This is a genomic window from Arthrobacter sp. ok362 (assembly GCF_900102785.1).
Classification (GTDB): domain Bacteria; phylum Actinomycetota; class Actinomycetes; order Actinomycetales; family Micrococcaceae; genus Arthrobacter.
On sequence record NZ_FNGC01000012.1, the window covers coordinates 98,401 to 118,454 of the forward strand.

The following is a 20,054-nucleotide window of genomic DNA, read 5'->3' on the forward strand; positions in this document are numbered from 1 at the left end:
GGCTACATCCAGCGGTCACATCCAGCCGGGGACCACCATGGCCAGCCAGGCGATGGCCGGCCCGACGGCGACGACGATGCCGCTGTACGCCAGGATCTGCTTGTAGAACCTGTCCTTGTCCACATCCTCTGGCGCGTTGGCCAGGACCAGGGCGCCGTTGGTGGAGAACGGGGACACATCCACGATCGTGGAGGCCACGGCCAGGGCGGCGATCACGCCGACGGCGCCGACCTCGCCGGTGGCCAGGAACGGCACCGCCAGTGGAATGAGGGCCGCGAGGATGGCGGTGGAGGAGGCGAAGGCCGAGACGATGGCGCCGATGTAGCAGATCAGCAGGGCGGCGAGCAGTGGCATGCCAAGATCGGCCACCCCGCCGGACACGAATGCGATGGTGCCGGCTTCTTCGAGGACGCCCACGAAGGTGAGCATGCCGCAGATGAGCAGGACGGTGGACCAGCTGATCTTGTTGACGGCGCCCTTCTGTGCTGCGGGGGACACGAGGGCGAGGACGATTGCGATGGTGATCGAAACGAAGCCGACATCCACCTTGAACCCGAGCGAGATGACAGCCAAGGCGATCAGGCCAAGGATGGTGATGAGCTGGGGCATGGAAGCACGGGCGCCGCTGGCCGGAAGTGCGCCCACCGCGGCGGGACCGGCTGCCGAGGATGTGCCGGGGCCGCCCGAGGTGCCCCTGGCCGAGACGCCGGCGGCGGAGATGTCGGAGCCTGAGCCCTGCAGTGTGACGCCGGCGGCGCGGGCACCCACGCTGAGGGACATGCGCTTTTCTGCGGCCTGTTCCACCAATCGCCCGGCCGGGGTGGACAGCAGTTTGCCGCCGCCGAGGACGATAAAAAGCACCAGCGCGATAGCCAGGTTGAAGAGGAAACTCGCCAGGAAGATTGCCATGGGGTTGGCATCCAGCTCCGTCTTGGCAATGATGCTGTTGACGGTGACGCCATAGACGGCGATGGGGGAGAAGCCGCCGGCCTGGGCGCCGTGGACCACCATCATGCCCATCATGAGCGGATTGATTTTGTGCTTGGCGGCGAAGCTCAGGGCGATCGGCGCGATGATGGCCACGGCGGCCGGGGAGAGGGCGCCGACGGCGGTAATCACCGCGGTGATGGCGAACATGACCCACGGGATCAGCGCAACCTTGCTGCCGACCAACCGAACAGCGCCCCGCACCAACAGGTCGATGGTGCCGTTATTCTGCGCGATGGCGAACAGGTAGGTAACCCCGACGATGGTCAGGAACAGGCCGCCGGGGAAGTTGGCAAGGATGTCGTTGGTGGACATCCCCAACACCACGGAGCCCAGCAGGAAGGCACCTACAAAGGCCAAGGCACCCATGTTGAGCGGCAGCACCGTGGCCAGTAGGAACATCACCGCCAGGATGATGATGGACAGGACGGGAGCGGACATCGTTGTTCCTCCGGATCAAAGTGGTTCATTTATTGGCTTAGTGGCCTAGCCTCCTAGACACTAGGTGTCCTTGTCAATAGTTCTCCGGTAGTCTTAGGGCCAAGACAGGCTGGAAGGACGCGCATGGCAAAGCAGGCGGCAACGCATCAGATTTCCCGCGTTTCGCGGCCCCGGCTCTACGAGCAGCTGGTGGAACAGATCATGGACTTCATCGAGTCCGCCGAGCTGGGTCCCGGCGACACGCTGCCGGCTGAACGGGAGCTTGCCGAGCGGCTGGGGGTTTCGCGGGCAACCCTGGCGCAGGCCTTGGTGGCCCTCGAAGTGCTCGGCGTGATTGACGTCCAGCACGGCACCGGTGCGGTGCTGGTCTACCGGCCCAACGTTCCGTCCGTGATCAAGGGCCTCCGAGAGCACCGCAGCCGGCTGCCCGAGATCGTTGAAGCGCGCAGCACGCTGGAGGTCAAGCTGGCCGAGCTGGCCGCGGCCCGCCGCACCGAGCAGGACATGAACGCCATCGATCGCGCCCTCGAGGCCATGGCCGAGGAGGTCGCCTCGGGCGACCGGGGTGCGCGGGGCGACGAGCTGTTCCACCAGGCAGTAACCGCCGCGGCCCATTCGGCAGTCTTGGCCCAGTTGATGACCTTCATTGCCGGAATGGTCCTGGAAACGCGCCTCGAATCCCTCGGACAGCCCGGCCGGCCGGAGCAGTCGCTCGCCTCCCACCGCAAAATCGCCGACGCGATCAGGTCCCGGGATTCGGCGGCCGCCGCGGCGGCGATGCTCGAGCACATTGAACTTGTCTCCGATGTTGCCCTGCTGAAGAACAGCTAAGCCTGTATGAATGTGAACCTTTCCTTCGATCCGCCGTGTGGCCCGATCACCGGATGGCGCGACGGCGCCGTCGTGCGTGCCACCGGCATTCCCTACGCCACCGCGGAGCGGTTTCAGCCGCCGGCGCCGGCAACCGACTGGTCCGAGGTGCTCGAGGCGACATCCCTGTCTCCGGCGTGCCCGCAGGCCCCGGTGCCCTTCCTGGACGACGTGCTCGGCACCCGCTACGGCGAACTGCCAGGCAGCGAGGATTGCCAGCGGCTGTCCATCACCCTGCCTGCCGATCTCGACGACGGTGAGCGGCTGCCGGTGATGGTGTGGCTGCACGGCGGGTCCTACACGTCCGGATCGGGGGACCTGGCGATATTCGACCCGGCGGCGCTGGTTGCCGAAACCCGGGTGATCGTCGTTTCGGTGACCTACCGGCTGGGCCTCTTCGGATATTTGTCCACCAGCACCGGCCGGCCCGCCAATTTGGGCCTGCTGGACCAGATCGAGTCGTTCCGGTGGGTGCAGCGCAACATCGCATCGTTCGGTGGCGATCCGGGCAGGGTCACCGCCTTCGGGCAATCCGCAGGGGGCGACGCCGTCGCGCACCTCATGGCGACGCCGGGCGCGGCGTCCCTCTTCCAGCGGGCCATCATTCAAAGTGCCCCGCTGGGTATTACCCGGGGGCGGGAGAAGATGAACGCCGCCATGGGTATCGCCGCGGAAGCGGTTACCGCCGGCACTCCGGCGATGGACGTCGTCGCCCTCGAAGACGATGTGGCGCGGGCGGCGAGAAGGTTCGGGCTGATGGCTGCCATGCCGTTCGGTATCCAGTACGGGCATTCACCCCTGCCCGAGGAATCCGAGCTTGACGGGGCCTGGAATGCGGCTGCGCCAGGGATCGACATCCTGATCGGGCACACAGCGGAGGAGGTCAGGCTGTTTCTGCCGCGAAGCCCGCACCTGAGCCACGTGGCGAGGATTCCCGTGGTCGGCAGCGCCATACTCAAGGCAGTCACGTGGGTGGTCACGGAAATGGTGTACGGCAAAGCGGCCAGGCAGTTTGCCAGGCGGCATGTGCGGGCGGGCGGGCGGGCCCACACCTACGTGCTGTCCTGGCGCGCACCGGGAAATCTCTACGGCGCCGCGCACACAGTTGACCTGCCGCTGCTGTTTGGCCACCAACGGACGTGGGAGGGTGCCGGACTGCTTGCGGGCGCCACCTGGGAGGACATCAATGCGCAGGGCCGGGCGATGCGGGCGCTGTGGGCCCGGTTCGCCTACGGGGAAGGCCTGGGGGCCCGGGGCGAGATCCCCGGCTCACTCCGGTACCGATCGGTCTAGAACAGCTGGGCAGCGGTCACCCAGAGGAGCACGACGACGCCGAGGGCGATCATCGGGCGGTTCCATGTCGAGGTTACTGTGCCGTCGGAGGAGCGGAGCCCGGCGGTGCGGGCTTCCTGCCATGCCTTGGCGATCTCGTCACGGCCGGTGGACACAGTGGGCTGGTGGTTGAACCGTTCATTGCTTGGGAGCATGCTGTATGGCCGGCTTTTCAGATCGCTGACGTGCGCAAAACCGGATTCGAACGAGCCCGGCGGGGTAGGAGCGCCCCAGCTCACATACTTCTTGCCCGCGGCCCTGACAGCTACGGCAAAGCGGACCTCGACGTCCTGCACCGTATCGAAGGGTATCCGGTGGTCGCGGAGGCCATTGATCAGCGTAAAGCCGTCGCCATCAACGCGCAGGCATGGCAGCCACTGGGCTACGTAGACGACCCAGGAGGCCAGCACCAGCCAGGGTGCGGCGTCCATCGCGGCCCGGGTTTCTCCGCTGGCCACCAGCCAGCACAGGGTGCCCGCAGCAGCGGCCCATGCGGCTGCGGCCACAGGGCGGCCCGACGCCGAGCGGTGCGTTCTGGCTCGACGGGCGGACCGCTGAGTGGACGCTGAGCAGTCCGCCTGCGCCGGGTACTGCTTCTCTTTTGAAGCTTTCAACGGTCCCCCTCCATTGCCCGAGTCGTCGTCGGGATGAGTGTAATCTATCGCATGCGCTGTCCGACTCGGTGGTCAAGGGTGAAACCCGGATACTCGGGAAAGTCGCCAACACGATCGGCCTCGAACCCAAGAGCCTCGTAGAAGCCGATGGCTGACGGACTTGCCTGCCAGTCCAGGATCATTGGTTGTGGCCGGGCCCGCGACCAGTCGAAGATGAAGTTCATGAGGGCCCTGCCGGTGCCGCCCAGGCGTGTGTCAGGATCGACAAAGAGGTCATGAACGCGACCTGTGGTGAACGTAGCCCGCAGGCCGGCCCCAAAGTCCTGGGCCAGGCCATAGCCGATCAGCCTGCCGCGCCCCTGCGGTTGTGCCACGGGGAGGCACCATGAGGTGTCTGCCAGGAACGCAGTGAACCGGCTCTGGAATGCCTCCGGCGGAACCTCCTGCGCGGATGGGGTGAACGAAATGGACAACCGACGCACCTCGGCCGCATCCTCCGGCCTCGCTGCGCGCACCACTAGCCCTTCGAGCGTCACGGGCCGCTCCTTCCCTTGAGCCATTCACCGTTCTGCGATCAATCCGGCGAACTGGAATTAGTGCGGAAGCTCTGCTGCCTCAGCGGCTACTGCCTCTGCGCGAAGCTGCGCGATCCGCAACTTCAGAAAAGTGTTCAGCCGGAACACGGTTCGCGCCAGAACGAAAAACGCTGCCACGGGAAAAGCCCAGTAGAGGGCCGCAACGAGCAAGCCAAGATCCAATTTCTAACCCCCAGTGTTGATACTGCGTTTACGACTCAGCGCAGCATAGATGCTCCAGCGGGTATTGACGTAGTCAATTTCGGCTGCGGAGATCCTGTCGTTGCGCGGGAAAGGTCACTCAGTGAGTTCGGCCAGCACTTCGGCTGCGTCTGTATTTCCGGCGGATGCCAGGCGCCGCAGCTCTGCGAAATCTTCGTTCTCAGCTGCGAGTTCAACCAGCTGATCCTCAGCGTCTTTGCTGCCGCCGTCGGCAAAATGCCGCAGCTCGTCGAAGTCTCCCCGCTCCGCGGCAAGCTCGATGACTTCTCCTATGGCGTCGTTGTCACCATGGGCAGCCCGATCCCGGAGAGCTGAAAGATCAGAATCTGACATCGGGAGGACCTTAAGAAAGAATTCTGCTGGACACTTCCCGGCTGCGGCGGCTGAGTGATCCGCTATGGTCAGCGGTATGCGGAAACCGGTGATCGAACCAGCGACGGCCGCTGATGCGGATCGCTTCGCAGCCGACTCGCCATGGGCCCGGGCCGACGAATGGCGTGTCGGGGGATCATCGCTCGTGGCAAAGATCAAGGGGGAGCCAGCGGGCATCGCCGTCTCGGCCACCAACAGCGTCCACCCGACCCGGGACCCGGTGTTCGTGTTCGTCGCCGAGCAATTCAGGCGACAAGGCATCGGTTCGGCGCTGGTGAAATCCATCCAAACCCGTCGTCGGACGCCGCTGTCGGTCAAAGCCCACCCAGGGGCGGTTGCCCACGAGTTCTACAAATCACTTGGCGCCGTGCGCTACCAAGTCTGCCCGCCTGAGCGGGTCGACACCTCAAGCATTGAGGTGCGCCGATGGGCACTCGGAAACCGTCGCGACGACATCCGCACCGGCGACCGGCTAACGCTGGAACAACTGACTGAAGCCTGGACGAAAATGTATGAAGTCGTTCACGCATCATGGTCGCCAACTGGGATGCGGAGTCGTCTCCTCGCCGAATTTGGACCCATGATCCAGGAAGAACTGGATCCGTCCCGAAGCATGTTCGTCATCAGGAACGACCGAATTGCTGCTGCATGCTTTGTCTTCGGTACAGGCCGGGATCTGGAAGCCGAGGCGATATGCGAATCCCTGCATCCAGCCAACCGCTTGGCGCGCACTGACGTCGCCGCCTGCATGGCAGAAGTGCTGGTGAACGCCGGCGGCACTCCGGTCTTGTTTGACGGACACATTACCGACCCACACTTCTTTCCGACTCTCCAACGCATTCCGGCTGTTACAGGCAGGACGCTGGAGCTCCTCGAAATCCCCGCAGCGCCACGCCTTCTCACCATGGGCAGAAACGAAATTGCCCACATCATCGCGCGGACCTAAACCTTCCCCGAGTGGTGATTCCAGATTCAGCGAGCTATGAATTGGGGCTCGCCACAGGCACCGATTCGTGCTGAGATGTCTGCCAAGTGTTCGATGGGCTAGCTCATTGTGGAGCTGCGGAGGGGGTGCCGTGGAGGAAACGCCTCAGCTGCGCCGGCGTCCTAGATGGCCCTCGCCGTTGGCCATTCTGCTGGTGATCGCCGTCGACGCCTTCCTAATCGGCTTTCGGACAGGCGAGTGCGTCGACTACACCGCGGAGTCGGGCGCCGTCAGCACGTGCACGAGCGCCCCGGTTCTTGGGCCGGCAGGCACGTGGCTCCTTGCGGCAGTCAGCGTCCTCGTCATCAGCTTTTTCGTCCGCCGGCTAGTGCGCGCCGCACGGCACCGATGACCTCAGTCGATAGATTCGGGGCCATGACCACTCCTGATATCCGCGTCAGGGACGCGATCGAAGACGACGCCGCACGGCTGGCCGAGGTCCATGTTGCGGCCTGGCGAGCCACTTACCGTGGAGTCATGACCGATGAGTATCTTGACGGTCTCGACGTCGGGCGGGCAGCGTCTGCGTGGCGCCGCAACATCCTGGGGCCCAGGGAAGGGACTATTCACCTCGTCGTCCAAAGCGGCAATGAGGTTGTGGGTTTCGCCATCCTCGGCCCTGCTGCCGGCGACTCGGACCCGGAAACCGGTCAGCTCCACGCGATTAATGTGCATCCGGACTGGTGGGCGCAGGGCGCGGGCTCCATCCTGTTCGCGGCCGCCGAAGAAAAGTTCATCGAACTCGGCTACCGTCGGGCATTTCTGTGGGTGGAGAAAAGCAACAATCGGGCCATCAGTTTTTACAGCAACCGCCGCTGGCTCGACGACGGAGCGACCCTGGAAGACACCAGATTCAATCCGCCTGTGGCTGAGAAACGCCACAGCCGGATCTTCCCGCCCGGAACGGTCCCGTTCGTCACGCTGTGAGCGCAACGTGCGTAAAACGGCATCCGCCGCGTACCGATCAGCACGGACGCCGGCCACGCCGCCGGCCGCCGTCATGCGAACAGCCCTTCGCCGATGAAACCCCCTGCCCTGGTCCCCGGGGGAACCGCGAACAGGCCCGAGCCGGTGTGCTTTAGGTATTCCAGGGCCAGTGTGTCCTCCTTCGCCATGGCCAGCTGCATGGGCACATAGTGCGTTCGGGGGTCTGTTACGAAGGCGATGAAGAACAGTCCGGCGTCTAGGTGGCCCAGACCGTCCGATCCGTCGGTGTAGTTGTAGCCGCGCCGGAGCATCTTGACGCCGCTGTTCCGGCTCGAGTGCGCAAGCCGGACGTGGGCGTCCAGCGGAATCAGTGGTTCGCCGCCGTGCCCCGTGATCTCGAAGTCGGGGGCGGAGAACTCCTCGCCGCCGGAAAGCGGGGATCCCGTGCCCTTGGTGCGGCCGATCAGGGCTTCCTGTTCCCGCAGCGAGGTGCGGTCCCAGATTTCGATGTGCATCCGGATCCGGCGCGCTACGAGGTACGTGCCGCCGGCCATCCAAGCTTCGTCCGGGCGGGTTCCCGGGCCGGACCACACGTGCTCGTCCAGCAGGGCGGTGTCCTCGGCTTTGAGGTTGCTGGTGCCGTCCTTGAAGCCGAAGAGGTTCCGCGGGGTGGTTTGGGACCGTGAGGTGGAGGAGGTCCGGCCGAACCCCAGCTGTGACCAGCGGACGCGCGTCTGGCCGAATCCGATACGGGCGAGGTTCCGGATCGCGTGGACGGCCACCTGGGGGTCGTCGGCGCAGGCCTGCACCACGATGTCGCCGCCGGTGCGTCCGGGCTGGAGATCATCGCCGGGGAAGTGCGGCAGGTCGATCAGGGCGTCCGGGCGGCGTCCGTCCAGGCCGAAGCGGGCCTTGCCGTCCTTCTCGAACAGGCCTGCGCCGAACCCGAAGGTGAGGGTGAGCTTTCCGGCCCCAAGGTCCAGGGTCTCGCCCGTGTCCTCCGGAGGTGCGTCATAGGGGCCGTCGACGGCCCCGCTGCTGCCCGTGCTGCGCCCCGCGGTCATCGCCGCGGCGGCGGTGGTCCAGTCCTTCAGGAGCCGGATGAGCTCTGCGCGGTCCTCAGCGACGACGTCGAACGCTGCAATGTGAAGACGGTCCTGGGCGGGCGTGGCGATGCCTGCCTGGCGGTCACCGTGGAAGGGGATGACCTGGCCGGGCGCCGCCAGCGGAGCGGCCGCTGCCTCGACGGCGTCGTGGCTGACGAAGCCCGCCGCCAGCCCGGCGACGGCGCCCGCGCCGCCGGCGCCTGCGAGGGACAAGAGTCCGCGGCGGGAGATCCCGCGGCGGGTCAGACTACTGTTCCCGGAGGCGGCCGCTGACGGCGGTCCTGCAGCGGGAGCTGGCTCCGGAGTGCCGGCGTCGGGCGTCTGGCCGGGGCTGCCGTCGAAGGGGCAACCGCTCACAGCACTACTGCCGACGTGAGCTTGGCGAGCGGCTCGCCCAGGGCATCTACCAGGGAAGCGAGTTGCTGGACCTGGGCCTGGCTGAGCTGGTTGTAGTAGGCGAAGCCTTCGCCGGAGGAGTGCTGCTTGAGCCCGGCCTGCAAGGCCGCGAACTTTGCCTCGAGTGCCTGGGCCAGGGCCGGGTCCTTTCGCTGCAGCACGGGCTTTAGGCTTTCGAACGCGATCCGGGCCCCATCCACGTTGGCCTGGAAGTCCCAGAGATCGGTGTGGGACCAGATTTCTTCCTCTCCGGTGACTTTGCCGGTGGCTACTTCGTCCAGGAGTTCCTTGGCGCCGTTGCCGATCTTGTCCGCGGAGAGTTCCACGGTGCGGGTCCGCTGGGCCAGGTCCTCGGTGTCGGCAACGAGCTGCGTGGCGATGGCTGTGCGCTCCGCCTTTGTCAGGGGGATGTAGTCGGCCGGCGGGAACAGGTCCTTCTCGGCCCGGTGCCAGCCAGTCCATTCCTGGCCGGGTTCGAGGTCGGCTTCACGGGCATCAAGCTTGGGGTCGAGGTCCCCAAACGACTCGGCCACCGGTTCAATGCGTTCCCAGTGCATGCGGGTGGCGGCATAAAGCCCGCGGGCCTTCGTTGCGTCTCCTGCGGCGTAAGCCTCCGCGAACGCCTTCGTGCCGCCCACGAGCTGGTTGGTCTGATCCTTCACGTATGCGGCATACTGCCGGGTGCCGGTGTCCAGCAGCTCCTGAAGATTGGCGTCGACGGCGGGGTTCGTGCCGGAGTCCGTGACCTGGATCGATCCGTCGGCCGTGCCCGGGATTTTTGAGCTGACCATGCAGCCGGTCAGGGCCAGCGGAGCGGCGGTTGCTGCCGCAACCAAGGCAAGCATCTTCCGGAATCGTGGAGCAGTTTTGGGCATGGGGATACAAGGCATGGGTGTTTCCTCTGGTTGGTGGGGGAACGACTGGCGGTTGAGGTTCGGAAGCGTGCAGGGCCGTTGGGCATATGGATCCCCCCAGCTACGATGCCGAGGAAGCGCGTACTTAGGTGCACCTAAATAAGGAGGATACCCACTCCGGGCGATTACGCAAACCTTTCGTGCCCTAATTTGGTTTAGGTAAGCCTAATCTAATAACATCGTCCGGGTGACCACGCAGCTTGATTTCATGCGGGTGCCCTTTGCCGCCGATCTTGCGAGCTACGGGGACAAACCTGCCATCCTCACCGATACCTTCGCACTGACCTACCGGGAACTGGCACGGCGCGTCGATGACCTGGCCGTCCGGCTCGGCACCGAGCGGCGCCTCGTCGCATTGGCCGCCACCAACGACCTCGACTCGATAGTCGCCTACCTGGCGGCTCTGGTGGGCGGACACCCACTGATCCTCCTGCCCGAGGACAAACCGGCCGCCCTGGAATCCCTGGTTAAGGCCTACGACCCCGACGTCGTGATGCGGCCGGGGAATGGGCGGACCGTGCTGGAGGAACGCCGGACCGGCACCCGGCACGAGCTGCATCCGGACCTGGCGCTCCTGCTCAGCACGTCCGGGTCCACGGGTTCACCCAAGCTCGTTCGCCTTTCGCACGCGAACCTGCAGTCCAACGCCGAGTCGATTTCCGAGTTCCTGTTGATCGGCCCGGATGACCGCGCAGCGACGACGCTGCCCATGTCCTACTGCTACGGCTTGTCGGTGATCAACAGCTACCTGCTCCGCGGTGCCGGACTGGTCCTGACCGACCTTTCCGTGGTTGATCCATGCTTTTGGGATCTCTTCCGACGCCGTGCGGCCACGTCGCTGGCGGCCGTGCCGTACACCTTTGAACTGCTGGAACGGGTCGGGTTCGCGGAAATGGACCTGCCCAGCCTGCGCTACATCACCCAGGCCGGGGGCCGGCTGGTGCCGGAATCGGTGAGGAAATACGCTGAACTGGGCCGCCGGAACGGCTGGGAATTCTTCGTAATGTACGGCCAGACCGAGGCGACGGCCCGGATGGCGTACCTCCCGCCGGAGCTGGCGGCCGAGGTCCCGGGCGCGGTGGGCATCCCGGTGCCCGGCGGCTCGTTCCGCATCGACCCCGTGCCCGGCCTGGAGCACGGCGAACTCGTCTACACCGGCCCCAACGTCATGCTCGGCTATGCCGAGAGCCCGGCGGACCTCGCCGCGGGCCGGACCAGCACCGAGCTCCGCACCGGCGACCTCGCCCGGCTACACCCGGCAGGCGTCTACGAGGTGGTGGGCCGGCGCAGCCGGTTCGTCAAGATCGTGGGACTGCGGGTTGACCTGGGACAGGTGGAGCGACTCCTGGCGGACCTCGGGGTGCGGGCGGCCAGCGCGGGGACGGACGACGGCGTCGTGGTCGCCGTTGAAGGCGACCACGACCCGCAGTTGCTCGCCAAGGTGCTCGCCCAGGGCATGGGACTGCCCCGCGCAGCCCTCCAGGTACACGCCGTCGAGCATCTCCCGCGCCTGGCCACGGGCAAACTGGACTACCGGGCGGTCCTGGCGCTGTCCGGGCCGAAACCAGGGCCGGCACCTGAGCCCGCGGCCGAAAGCGGCGCGCCGGACAGCGTCCGGAAGATCTTTAAGGACGCCCTGGAGTGCGCCGAGATCGGGGATGGCGACACCTTCGTCTCCCTCGGCGGGGACTCGCTGTCCTACGTGGCCGCGTCGGTCCGGCTGGAACAAGCCCTGGGCCATCTCCCGCCGGACTGGCACGTGACCCCGGTCCGGGACCTCGAGCCGCGGCCCCGCACCGCGCCGGCCCGGAAGCGGCGACGGTTCTTTGCGCCGGTCGAAACGAGCATCGTGCTGCGGGCTGTGGGGATCGTCCTGATCGTGAGCACGCACGTCGGTCTGTTCAGTTGGCAGGGTGCGGCCCACGTGCTCATGGCCGTGGCCGGCTACAACTTCGCACGCTTCCAGCTCTCCGGGAAACGGGTGCCGCGGCTGCGGCGGCAGCTGGCCAGCGTGGCACGAATCGTGATGCCGAGCATGGCGTTCATCGCGGTGGCCTACCTGATCACCGACAACTACGCGCCCGCCAATATCCTGCTGCTCAACGCCATCCTCGGGCCGGATGCGGTGACCACCCAGTGGCACTTCTGGTTCATCGAGATTCTTGTCTACCTGCTTGTGGGGGCCACTGCGCTGCTCGCCATTCCATGGGCGGACCGCGCGGAGCGGCGCTTCCCCTTGCTCTTTCCGCTGGCGCTGACCGGCGCGGGGCTCCTGACCCGCTATGAGCTGGTAAACCCCGGGGTGCCGCACACCGCGCCTGCGCTGTGGCTCTTCGCATTGGGTTGGGCCATTGCGCGGTCCCGGACCGTAGCCCAGCGTTGCATTGTCTCGGCCATTGCGGCACTGACCGTTCCGGGATTCTTCGAGAACCCGGGCCGGGAGTGCACGCTCCTCGCCGGAATTCTGCTGCTGATCTGGCTGCCCAGCATCCCGGTGCCCAGGGGCCTCCGCCGCCTCACGGTGGTGCTGGCCGGCGCGTCCCTCTACGCGTACCTGGTCCACTGGCTGGTCTACCCGCCGCTGGCCGGGATCAGTCCTGTGCTGGCCGTAGCAGTCTCGCTCGGGGTGGGAGTAGCCTACTGGGCGCTCTGCATGCGGGTGATGGGCGCAGTCAGCCGACGGCGGACACGCGCTGCCGGACGCTCTTCGCGCGCTCGCAGCCAGCATCAAGCCAGGTTCTTGCCCAGGAACGCGAGGACCTCCGGGAGGATGGAGCGCCAGTAGCCGCTGTCGTGGCCGCCAGCCTGGAAGCCTCCCTCGTGTGCGCCTGGCAGGTCCTTCACATAGTCCTTCACACTGAAGAGCAGGTTGTCCGCCGTGCCGCAGTCAATTCGCTTCGGCAGCGGCTCCAGCTCCGGGCGCAGGGCAAAGACGTCGTTGGCCGCAAAGTCCGCGGCGCTGTCGAAGTTGTCGGACCGGCCGGCGTCGTACAGGCTCCAGACTGCGGGGCTCATCGCGGCGACGGCGCGAAGACCGGGGAGGCGGTGCTGGGAGGCCAGGAGCAGGGCGCCGAACCCGCCCATCGACAGGCCGAACACGGCGAGCCTGCCGGTGTCGACTCCCTGGCCGGCCAGCAGGGGGAGGAACTCCTCCACCAGCATGGACTGCGTGTCGGTTCCGGAGTCCCGTCGATGCCACCACGTTTCGCCGCCGTCGATGGCCGCGATTGCGAAAGGAGTCCCTCCGCGGGCCACATGCTCTGCCAAGACGCCGCCTGCGTCCAGCTCGTCGAAGACCATGCGGTGGTCTGCGCCCGTGCCATGCAGGAACAGGGCAAGGGGCAAGGGACCGGAAGGGCGGTCCCCGGTGGTTCCGGGCACGGCCAGTGACCAGCCCGTGGGTTCCTGGGGCCGGAACCGCGAGGTGAAGCTGCCGCTGCGCACGCCGATCAGTGGGACTGGTGCTGCCGCCTGGCTGGACATGCCCCGGCCGGCGCACCCCGCGACCGACGCCGCGGCCGCGGCGCCGGCTCCGAGCCCCAGCAGGCGGCGTCGGGAAAATCCGGGTGATTCCATGGCCCGATCATAGGCCCGACGCGGGGTGCGGGAGTCATTGCCTTGCGGGCGACGGGGCAAATTTGGCCTCGGCACACTCCGGCAACAGTTCGGGTACGAATTCGGGACAACAGTGGGCGGGGACCGCTGTACCTGCGACACTGACGCCATGGCTTTCCACCCGAAGGACGGTGATCGGCGCTGCGCGATCTGTGCCACGGTTGGCGCACTGGTGCTGGTTGCCTCGATGGCGGGGTGCTCGTCGACCACCGGCGGGGAGCCGCCTTGTTTCCCGCCCGCCTATTCGCTGACCCCGACGGAAGCCAAACCGGGGCAAAGCGTGACGGTGGCGGCGCCGGATGCTGACTGCAATCCCCGCTACGGCAAGAACGCCCGAATCCAGGTGAGCGTCACCGATGCAACAGGTGCGGAAGTCGTCACCACCACCTCCGCCATGAACGACGCCGGTGGGTTCACCTACACGTTTGTCGTACCCGCCCGGACAGCCGTGGGGGATGCCGCCGTAACCGCCGTGCCTTACAACATTGACTGGTGCGATGACACCGGCAGGAATAACCGCGTGGCGGGAGCGCGAGACGTCCCGTTCGTGCAGGTGTCGTGTGCGATGCCTGCGAAGCCTCTGGCCATCACCCACTGAAGCGCCTTCCTCGGCGGGTGATGTGACAGTGGCGTACTTCCTGATGTCCCGGGTGAGGATCTTGAATCCCAAGACGCGGGCAGCCGGTGCGTGCTCGTTGATCAAGGCGAAGCTTTTCATGGTGGTGCCCCCGGTGTTGTTGGTGGCGTCGATGACGATCTTGTTGTCAATCGCGGCGGACATGGCGGGTAGGCCCGTTCCATGGCGGCGCCGTTGGCAGCCGTCAAGGACGAGCGAGAAAGAATCTCTGGAATAGCAGCGGGAGGCCGGATTTGAGGCCATATCCCAGAGCGTCTCCGCGATGTCCGATCCCCGCCCCGACGAAACGGTGCGTTGTCATCCCGGCAGCTTTTGCATCAGCCGCCGCCTCGGCGCTCTGGGGCCCGTACCTCGAGTCGCGGGAGCCGCTGGTGAAGATGGCGAGCTCATCGGAGTATGTGTGGGCTTTGAGGATTGTTGCGGGCTTCTCCGCAGTAAACGCGGACTCATTTCCACCGAAAATGGTTTTCACCGTATTTTCGGCGGAACCATTCACAGGTTCCAGCTCTCCAGAGATGTCAAGCAGCGAGCCGAAAATCTCCGGTCTCTTGGCCGCGAACGAGAGTGCGCATTCGCCGCCGTTCGAATAGCCAGCCACCGCCCACTGGCTCCGATCGGGGGCCACGTTGAGGTTTTTGCGGATGAAATTGACGACGTCGGTCGTGACATACGTGTAAACGTTGCCCTTTACGGAGTCAACGCAGACAGGATTCCGATAGGGATTGCCGAGCTGATCTACGGTGAGGAGCAGCGGGGCCAGGCCGTGGTTTTGCCGCGCCAGAGCATCGAGCTCGTGGACCGCAGACTTACTCTGTTCGGGGCCGCCCGGCTGCCCCATCATCATGACGATGATCGGCAGGGCCGGCGGATGATCCACCAGGGCAGCGGGCGGCAGGTATAGGAAGGCGTCGCGGGCATGGAATCCTGAGGCGTCGGCCGGGATCGTGACTGCGCCGCTTCGCCCGGCGGACGGCATTCCAGCCGGCGGCTTCCAGCCGCGCCATAATGCGGACCCAGTCTTTGGCTGGTGCGGGTGGAATAGTTTGGGCAATGCCAGATGCTTTATCTGGCTCAGGCCCAACATGGCTCCCAACGTCGGGTTGAGCCCATACCCGGCGTTGATGCCGAGTGCCGCCGTCGCTATGAACAACAGGCAGGCGAGGACGGCGACCGCCTTCCGCCACCAGCGGGACCGCCACAGGTTCACGGCAGCCAGGCCGAGTCCCGCGAACGCGCAGATCACCCAGATGCGAGTGTCCGCGTCCAGCGGCAGACCGAAGACGTTCAGCAGGACTTCGGAGACGAACAGGACGACGGCTCCGGTCAGGGCGCCGCAGGCAGTGGCCACAGCGGCTGTGGCGAGCCATATCCGCCACCCGGGCAGCTGTGATATCCGCGACGGCGAGCCGCTGCCCTCCAAGGCTGACGCCTCGACGCGGCCTGCCGGCCGCGGCCGAAGCCCGGCGCGCAAAACCAGAAAGAGGGCTGCCAAAACGGAAAGGACATAGAAAGAGTAAAGCAACGGGCTTGCGATGACGCTGAGGTCGAGGAGTTGCTCCATCTCGTCTCCTCCTGTCCACCATTTGATCCATACCCGGCGCCCCGTCGCCGGGTCCGCGGATGCTGCCCCGGAGCGAACTGCAAGCTTATTTATGACGCTTTTATAGCACGCTAGCGGTGGGCGACGCTGGGAACTCAAGCCTCCTTGCCACCGCCGCAGAGCGCGTCCCGCGCCTTGCGATGCATCAGCGGAACCGTCCTATGCTGGCTCGTGCGTCAGTGGTCAAATGGAAGCTACAGGATGGGCCTGTCTGATTGTCCCGAAATCCTGAAAGGATTCGCCGTGCCAGAATCGCCGCCCGTCGCCAAGCCCAGGCAGTTCCGTCGCCGCAGGCAAGTGCGCTGGCTGCCGTCGGTGTTGCGCGGCGCCCCCGTCACGGTGTCGTTCGTGGCTGTCTTCTGGATCCTGGGCCTCTTGTCCTCGACTATCGTCTCCGGCCCCGCAGTGCAGTGGAGAGCGGACGTCGCGGCGACGGCGCAATCGCTGCCGAATCATTGGTGGGCGGTTCTGGCTGCCGCGTTCTGGGCCAGGAACCTGCTCGGCTATGTGATGGGAACGGCGCTAGTGCTCCTTGCGGGCATACCGCTGGAACGGCAGGTGGGGAGCAAGAATTTCTCTGTCGCGGCCATTCTGACGCAGATCGCGGGCATGCTGGCCGCCGCTGGATTTTGGGAAGCGACCCGGGCACTGACGGGGAGCTGGGCCCGGGAGATGAGTGGGTTGTTCTTTCTTGGCCCGAGTGCTTTCCTCTGCGGGACAGCGATGGCCGCCACGGCTTCCATGGGGGCGTTGTGGAGGCGGCGGATCCGCCTGGGCGTCTTCGGGCTGCTGATTCTTCTCGCCCTCTACAGCGGGGGTTTCGCCGATCTGGGTCGACTTGGAGCCGGTGCCGCGGGCGCACTTCTGGGCCCGATCCTTTTGGGCCGTCGCCCCCGGCTGGTGCGCCCTGTCAGTTCAAGGCACGAGGGGAGGGTGCTCGTAGCCCTCCTCGTGGCAGTTTCGGCCGTCGGACCGGTCGTTGCCGGTCTGGTCCCGCACGCTGTGGGGCCGCTCTCCGTCCTGCGCTTCCTGTTCACGGACATCCGGCCCGTGGACCCCCAGACACTAAAGGGCATCTGCGCAGTCCCGGCCCAACATCGGGACTGTGAGGCCGCGCATCTGCAGCTGAGAGCGGGCGCCGGCGCGATTTTCATGGCGATTGTTCCGTCATTTCTGCTGCTACTGCTCGCTGAGGGTCTCCGACGCGGACGGCGCTTCGCCTGGGCCGGCGTGCTGGTGGTCCAGACCGGACTGTCACTGCTGGCGCTCACTACCCTGGTGGGCGTTCTTCAGGCGGCCGGCCCCGACACGGTCGCGGGGGAGTTGGTGGACGCGAGCCAGCCGGGCCACAGCACCCAACCGCTGGCACTTGTGGTGCCGCTCCTCGTCCCGGTGATGCTATTCGGTGTGCTCTTGGCATGCCGCAGGTTGTTTCCTGTCGCCGCACCCCGCGGCACCTACACTCGGCTCGCACTTCAGGTCCTGGGCATGGCCGGAGTCCTCAGCCTGGTCTACATAGGGGCTGGGCTGGCCCTCGCGCCGGACTTCACCCCTATCCCCGCCGCCGCCGATCTCCTGGCGGATGCACCCGACAGGTTCCTGCCGCTGGGCTTCACCGCAGACGTTCCGCCGGCCTTCTTCCCCCAGACCACGCTTGCAGTTCTGCTCTACGAAGGGGTCGGCATAGTGTTCTGGGCCGTCACGGGCGTGCTGGTGCTCAAATCCTTTGTGCGACCGAGCCAACCCCAGCACGGCGACGACAAAGAGCGAGCCTTGGCAATCCTCAAATCCGAGGAAGGCAGTTCCATATCCTGGATGACCACCTGGGCAGGGAACACCTACTGGTTCTCCGCCACCGGCCAGAGTTTCATCTCGTACCGCGTTATCGCCGGCATCGCTCTGACTGTGGGCGGGCCTGTCGGACCCAAGAATCAGACCGCGACCGTCGTCGAAGAATTCTTTGAGTACTGCAGATCCAGTGGGTGGACGCCCTGCTTCTATTCGGTTTCTGCGGAGGTCCGGAACGTCGCATCCGGCCTTGGCTGGGATTCCGCCCAGGTTGCCCAGGAAACCGTCCTGCCATTGGATTCCCTGTCCTTCAAAGGGAAGATATTCCAAGATGTACGTACAGCCCTAAATAACGCGGCCAAGGCCGGAATCCATGCAGAATGGGTTCGCTATCCCACGGCAGGCTTGAGCATCCAAACCCAGATCCTGGCGATCTCCGAAGAATGGGTCGCGGACCGGACGATGCCGGAAATGGGGTTCACCCTTGGTGGGCTCGACGAACTGAACGACCCTGAAGTCCGCTGCCTGCTCGCCATCGACGCCCACCAACAAGTGCACGCAGTCACCTCGTGGCTTCCGGTCTACCGCAACGGACGGATCGAGGGCTGGACGCTGGACTTCATGAGGAGGCGCCGCACCGGTTTCAGGCCGGCAGTCGAGTTCCTCATTGCTTCCGCAGCTTTGAGCCTCAAAAGTGAGGGGTGCGATTTCATCAGTCTTTCCGGCGCGCCACTGGCCAGGGCCTCTCCGGACCTCCACCTGGACGTGACCCCGACGGGTCCGCCAGCAACCGCTGGCCTGGACCGACTGCTGGATCGCCTCGGATCCGCGCTTGAACCCGTCTACGGGTTCCGGTCTCTCTTGGCCTTCAAGGGCAAGTTCCACCCTTCCTATGTCCCCCTTTTCATGGCCTATCCCGACTCGGCGGCCCTGCCGGGAATCGGCAACGCACTCACCCGCGCCTACCTGCCCGATCTGTCCCTCGGCGAGGGGTTCAGGCTCGTGCGAAACATACTGAGCGAACACGTCGGGGCTGCTGGACGCTCCGGTCGCCAGGCGGAGTGAGAACGTATGGCCCGCTTGTCGTGATCTAACTAGTGCGCCGACAGAAAGCTGGCCGCGGCGCACATCAAAACCGAATCCGGACAATGTACCGTGGAGGCCGATGACTCTTTCTGAAGAACTTCTTATCGCGTACGACCAGCAACTCCGAACGGATGCCGAGACACCCAGTGCCATCGGAGTTGAACGGCTGGGACCGCTGCGTCTGGTGACCTTCGCAGGCGGCAGAGGCTTCGTGACCTATCAGGACCTCAATGGGGCCAGCGCCCGGACGATCGCGCAGTGGGTGGTCGAAACGCTCGCGTATTACCGCAGCGATCCGGCAATCGTGCGGGTCGAGTGGAAAACCCGTGGTCACGATCAGGCGCCAGGGCTCCATGGCGCATTGCTCGACAACGGGTTTGAGCCTGATGAGACCGAGTCGATCATGATCGGGCCGGCCAGCGCGCTGAATGTGGATGTGCAGCTCCCGCCCGGCGTCAGCCTGCGGCGGGTGACCGAAGAACGCGACATCCGCGCCATGAGCGCAATGCAGGACGAGGTTTTCGGCACCGACATCTCTGACGGCAATGCCGACGCAGTCCTTCGGCGCGCGGCTCTCGACGACGGTATGGAACTGTGGGTTGCCGAACATCTTGGGGCGGTCGTGAGTGCGGGCCGCCTCGAGCCGGTACCGGACACGGAATTCGCGGGCATCTGGGGTGGGGCAACGCGTGCAGAATGGCGCGGCCTGGGTATTTATCGGGCGCTCACCGCGGCCCGGGCTCGAGCGGCGCTAACGCTTGGTAAGAAACTCATCCACAGCGACTCAACAGAATATTCGCGGCCGATTCTGGAACGCTATGGCTTGCACCGGGTGTCAACAACCACGCCGTACCGCTGGCGGCGCTGACGGCCCAAGCACGTCCGTCGGGATTATTGTCCAGGTCCGCATCGGCGAGAACGCGATCGGGACTGCGGAGGCGCCGGCGAGCAGTGCCCAGATCCAGAGCACGGGCTCGACGCCTGCCCATGCGGCAAGGGCGCCCCCGGCGAGGCTGGCAACCGGCATGACTCCGAGGACAAAGAGTCTGGTGCTGGCCAGGATTGTGCCGAGGCTGTGGGGCGGAGCGATGCTCGGGATGATGTCGGCGCCCGCTACGGAGGTGACCACGACGAGAAAAGCCCAACCGAAGGCGGACACTCCAAGCCAGAGAGCCGGGAACCACGGCAGGACCGCGGACAGGGGAGTCAGCGCCACGGCCGGGACGCAGGCGATACCGGCGAGGATTCTGGTCTTCCCGATGCCGAGTTGGTTCCGGATGGCCGGTGCGGCGAAGGACGCGGCAAGGCCACCCAGGGCGGCGAAGGTGCTCAGCAGCGCGAAGACGGCGGGGCTCAGTCCCAGGACGTTGAGGGCGTATACCGCCGAGGCGGCGCTGCCGAACATGGTGGCTGAGTTGAGGATCATCCCGGACAGGAAAAGACCCCGGAGTACCGGGTGGTGAATGGTGAACGACAAGCCTGCCCGCGCCGCGGGCCAGAATTTCTCGTGCTCCTGGAGTGGCTTGACGTCTTCTTCGACCTGAATGCTCGTGAGGAGCAGCCGCGGAAAGGGCGTAAGCGATCCCG

The 20,054-nt window shown here is 65.7% G+C and carries 18 protein-coding genes; 10 read left to right on the top strand and 8 right to left on the bottom strand.

Features of this window, described 5'->3' with window-relative positions; genetic code table 11:
* Nucleotides 1–15: 15 nt before the first annotated feature.
* Nucleotides 16–1,428: an SLC13 family permease gene (locus BLQ10_RS16240; RefSeq protein WP_091563818.1), complete on the bottom strand. Its 1,413-nt coding sequence runs from the start codon at nucleotides 1,426–1,428 to the stop codon at nucleotides 16–18.
* Between the two features lie 123 nt (nucleotides 1,429–1,551).
* Here BLQ10_RS16240 and BLQ10_RS16245 point away from each other — a divergent pair, with 123 nt between their 5' ends.
* Together BLQ10_RS16245 and BLQ10_RS16250 are read left to right on the top strand one after the other, a co-directional pair.
* Nucleotides 1,552–2,259: a FadR/GntR family transcriptional regulator gene (locus tag BLQ10_RS16245; RefSeq protein ID WP_091563820.1), complete on the top strand. Its 708-nt coding sequence runs from the start codon at nucleotides 1,552–1,554 to the stop codon at nucleotides 2,257–2,259.
* 6 nt (nucleotides 2,260–2,265) lie between these two features.
* A complete protein-coding gene (locus tag BLQ10_RS16250; protein ID WP_091563822.1) occupies nucleotides 2,266–3,591 on the top strand; it encodes a carboxylesterase family protein in 1,326 nt (441 codons plus the stop codon).
* On the opposite strand, the gene BLQ10_RS16255 is transcribed toward BLQ10_RS16250, so the two are convergent.
* Together BLQ10_RS16255 and BLQ10_RS16260 are read right to left on the bottom strand one after the other, a co-directional pair.
* On the bottom strand, nucleotides 3,588–4,136 hold the full coding sequence (locus BLQ10_RS16255) for a hypothetical protein (RefSeq protein WP_091563823.1): 549 nt from the start codon (nucleotides 4,134–4,136) through the stop codon (nucleotides 3,588–3,590). The two genes, BLQ10_RS16250 and BLQ10_RS16255, sit on opposite strands and share 4 nt — an antisense overlap.
* Before the next feature lie 152 nt (nucleotides 4,137–4,288).
* Nucleotides 4,289–4,780, bottom strand: coding sequence for a GNAT family N-acetyltransferase (locus BLQ10_RS16260; protein ID WP_175558659.1), 492 nt, complete (start codon nucleotides 4,778–4,780; stop codon nucleotides 4,289–4,291).
* Nucleotides 4,781–4,795: 15 nt separating this feature from the next.
* Between BLQ10_RS16260 and BLQ10_RS22450 the strand changes: the two genes are divergently transcribed.
* From BLQ10_RS22450 to BLQ10_RS16280, 4 genes are all read left to right on the top strand, one after another.
* The gene (locus BLQ10_RS22450; protein WP_175558660.1) at nucleotides 4,796–5,356 is read left to right on the top strand and encodes a hypothetical protein; all 561 of its coding nucleotides are present in this window, start codon (nucleotides 4,796–4,798) and stop codon (nucleotides 5,354–5,356) included.
* Between the two features lie 94 nt (nucleotides 5,357–5,450).
* Nucleotides 5,451–6,359 (top strand): GNAT family N-acetyltransferase, encoded by a 909-nt coding sequence (locus tag BLQ10_RS16270; RefSeq protein WP_302847330.1) that lies wholly within the window; start codon nucleotides 5,451–5,453, stop codon nucleotides 6,357–6,359.
* Nucleotides 6,360–6,489: 130 nt separating this feature from the next.
* Nucleotides 6,490–6,750, top strand: coding sequence for a hypothetical protein (locus BLQ10_RS16275; RefSeq protein WP_139164264.1), 261 nt, complete (start codon nucleotides 6,490–6,492; stop codon nucleotides 6,748–6,750).
* 23 nt (nucleotides 6,751–6,773) lie between these two features.
* The gene (locus BLQ10_RS16280) at nucleotides 6,774–7,325 is read left to right on the top strand and encodes a GNAT family N-acetyltransferase (protein WP_091563831.1); all 552 of its coding nucleotides are present in this window, start codon (nucleotides 6,774–6,776) and stop codon (nucleotides 7,323–7,325) included.
* A gap of 71 nt (nucleotides 7,326–7,396) precedes the next feature.
* Here BLQ10_RS16280 and efeB read toward each other — a convergent pair whose 3' ends face one another.
* Nucleotides 7,397–8,788 carry an iron uptake transporter deferrochelatase/peroxidase subunit gene (gene efeB, locus BLQ10_RS16285; RefSeq protein ID WP_091563832.1) on the bottom strand — a complete coding sequence of 464 codons (1,392 nt, stop codon included), beginning with the start codon at nucleotides 8,786–8,788 and terminating at the stop codon, nucleotides 7,397–7,399.
* Nucleotides 8,785–9,672: an iron uptake system protein EfeO gene (efeO, locus tag BLQ10_RS16290; protein WP_368086526.1), complete on the bottom strand. Its 888-nt coding sequence runs from the start codon at nucleotides 9,670–9,672 to the stop codon at nucleotides 8,785–8,787. Before efeO ends, efeB begins: the two co-directional genes overlap by 4 nt.
* A gap of 277 nt (nucleotides 9,673–9,949) precedes the next feature.
* Here efeO and BLQ10_RS16295 point away from each other — a divergent pair, with 277 nt between their 5' ends.
* Nucleotides 9,950–12,526 carry an AMP-binding protein gene (locus BLQ10_RS16295; RefSeq protein ID WP_091563936.1) on the top strand — a complete coding sequence of 859 codons (2,577 nt, stop codon included), beginning with the start codon at nucleotides 9,950–9,952 and terminating at the stop codon, nucleotides 12,524–12,526.
* On the opposite strand, the gene BLQ10_RS16300 is transcribed toward BLQ10_RS16295, so the two are convergent.
* Nucleotides 12,469–13,317 carry an alpha/beta hydrolase gene (locus BLQ10_RS16300; protein WP_091563836.1) on the bottom strand — a complete coding sequence of 283 codons (849 nt, stop codon included), beginning with the start codon at nucleotides 13,315–13,317 and terminating at the stop codon, nucleotides 12,469–12,471. The genes BLQ10_RS16295 and BLQ10_RS16300 overlap by 58 nt on opposite strands.
* A 148-nt stretch (nucleotides 13,318–13,465) precedes the next feature.
* Here BLQ10_RS16300 and BLQ10_RS16305 point away from each other — a divergent pair, with 148 nt between their 5' ends.
* Nucleotides 13,466–13,954: a hypothetical protein gene (locus BLQ10_RS16305; protein WP_254785614.1), complete on the top strand. Its 489-nt coding sequence runs from the start codon at nucleotides 13,466–13,468 to the stop codon at nucleotides 13,952–13,954.
* Between the two features lie 223 nt (nucleotides 13,955–14,177).
* Here BLQ10_RS16305 and BLQ10_RS16310 read toward each other — a convergent pair whose 3' ends face one another.
* Nucleotides 14,178–15,554: an alpha/beta hydrolase-fold protein gene (locus BLQ10_RS16310; RefSeq protein ID WP_091563839.1), complete on the bottom strand. Its 1,377-nt coding sequence runs from the start codon at nucleotides 15,552–15,554 to the stop codon at nucleotides 14,178–14,180.
* 282 nt (nucleotides 15,555–15,836) lie between these two features.
* Here BLQ10_RS16310 and BLQ10_RS16315 point away from each other — a divergent pair, with 282 nt between their 5' ends.
* The gene (locus BLQ10_RS16315; RefSeq protein WP_254785615.1) at nucleotides 15,837–18,446 is read left to right on the top strand and encodes a bifunctional lysylphosphatidylglycerol flippase/synthetase MprF; all 2,610 of its coding nucleotides are present in this window, start codon (nucleotides 15,837–15,839) and stop codon (nucleotides 18,444–18,446) included.
* Nucleotides 18,447–18,546: 100 nt separating this feature from the next.
* On the top strand, nucleotides 18,547–19,335 hold the full coding sequence (locus BLQ10_RS16320; RefSeq protein WP_091563841.1) for a GNAT family N-acetyltransferase: 789 nt from the start codon (nucleotides 18,547–18,549) through the stop codon (nucleotides 19,333–19,335).
* On the opposite strand, the gene BLQ10_RS22810 is transcribed toward BLQ10_RS16320, so the two are convergent.
* A complete protein-coding gene (locus BLQ10_RS22810; protein ID WP_254785616.1) occupies nucleotides 19,303–19,893 on the bottom strand; it encodes an MFS transporter in 591 nt (196 codons plus the stop codon). The two genes, BLQ10_RS16320 and BLQ10_RS22810, sit on opposite strands and share 33 nt — an antisense overlap.
* Nucleotides 19,894–20,054 lie beyond the last annotated feature (161 nt).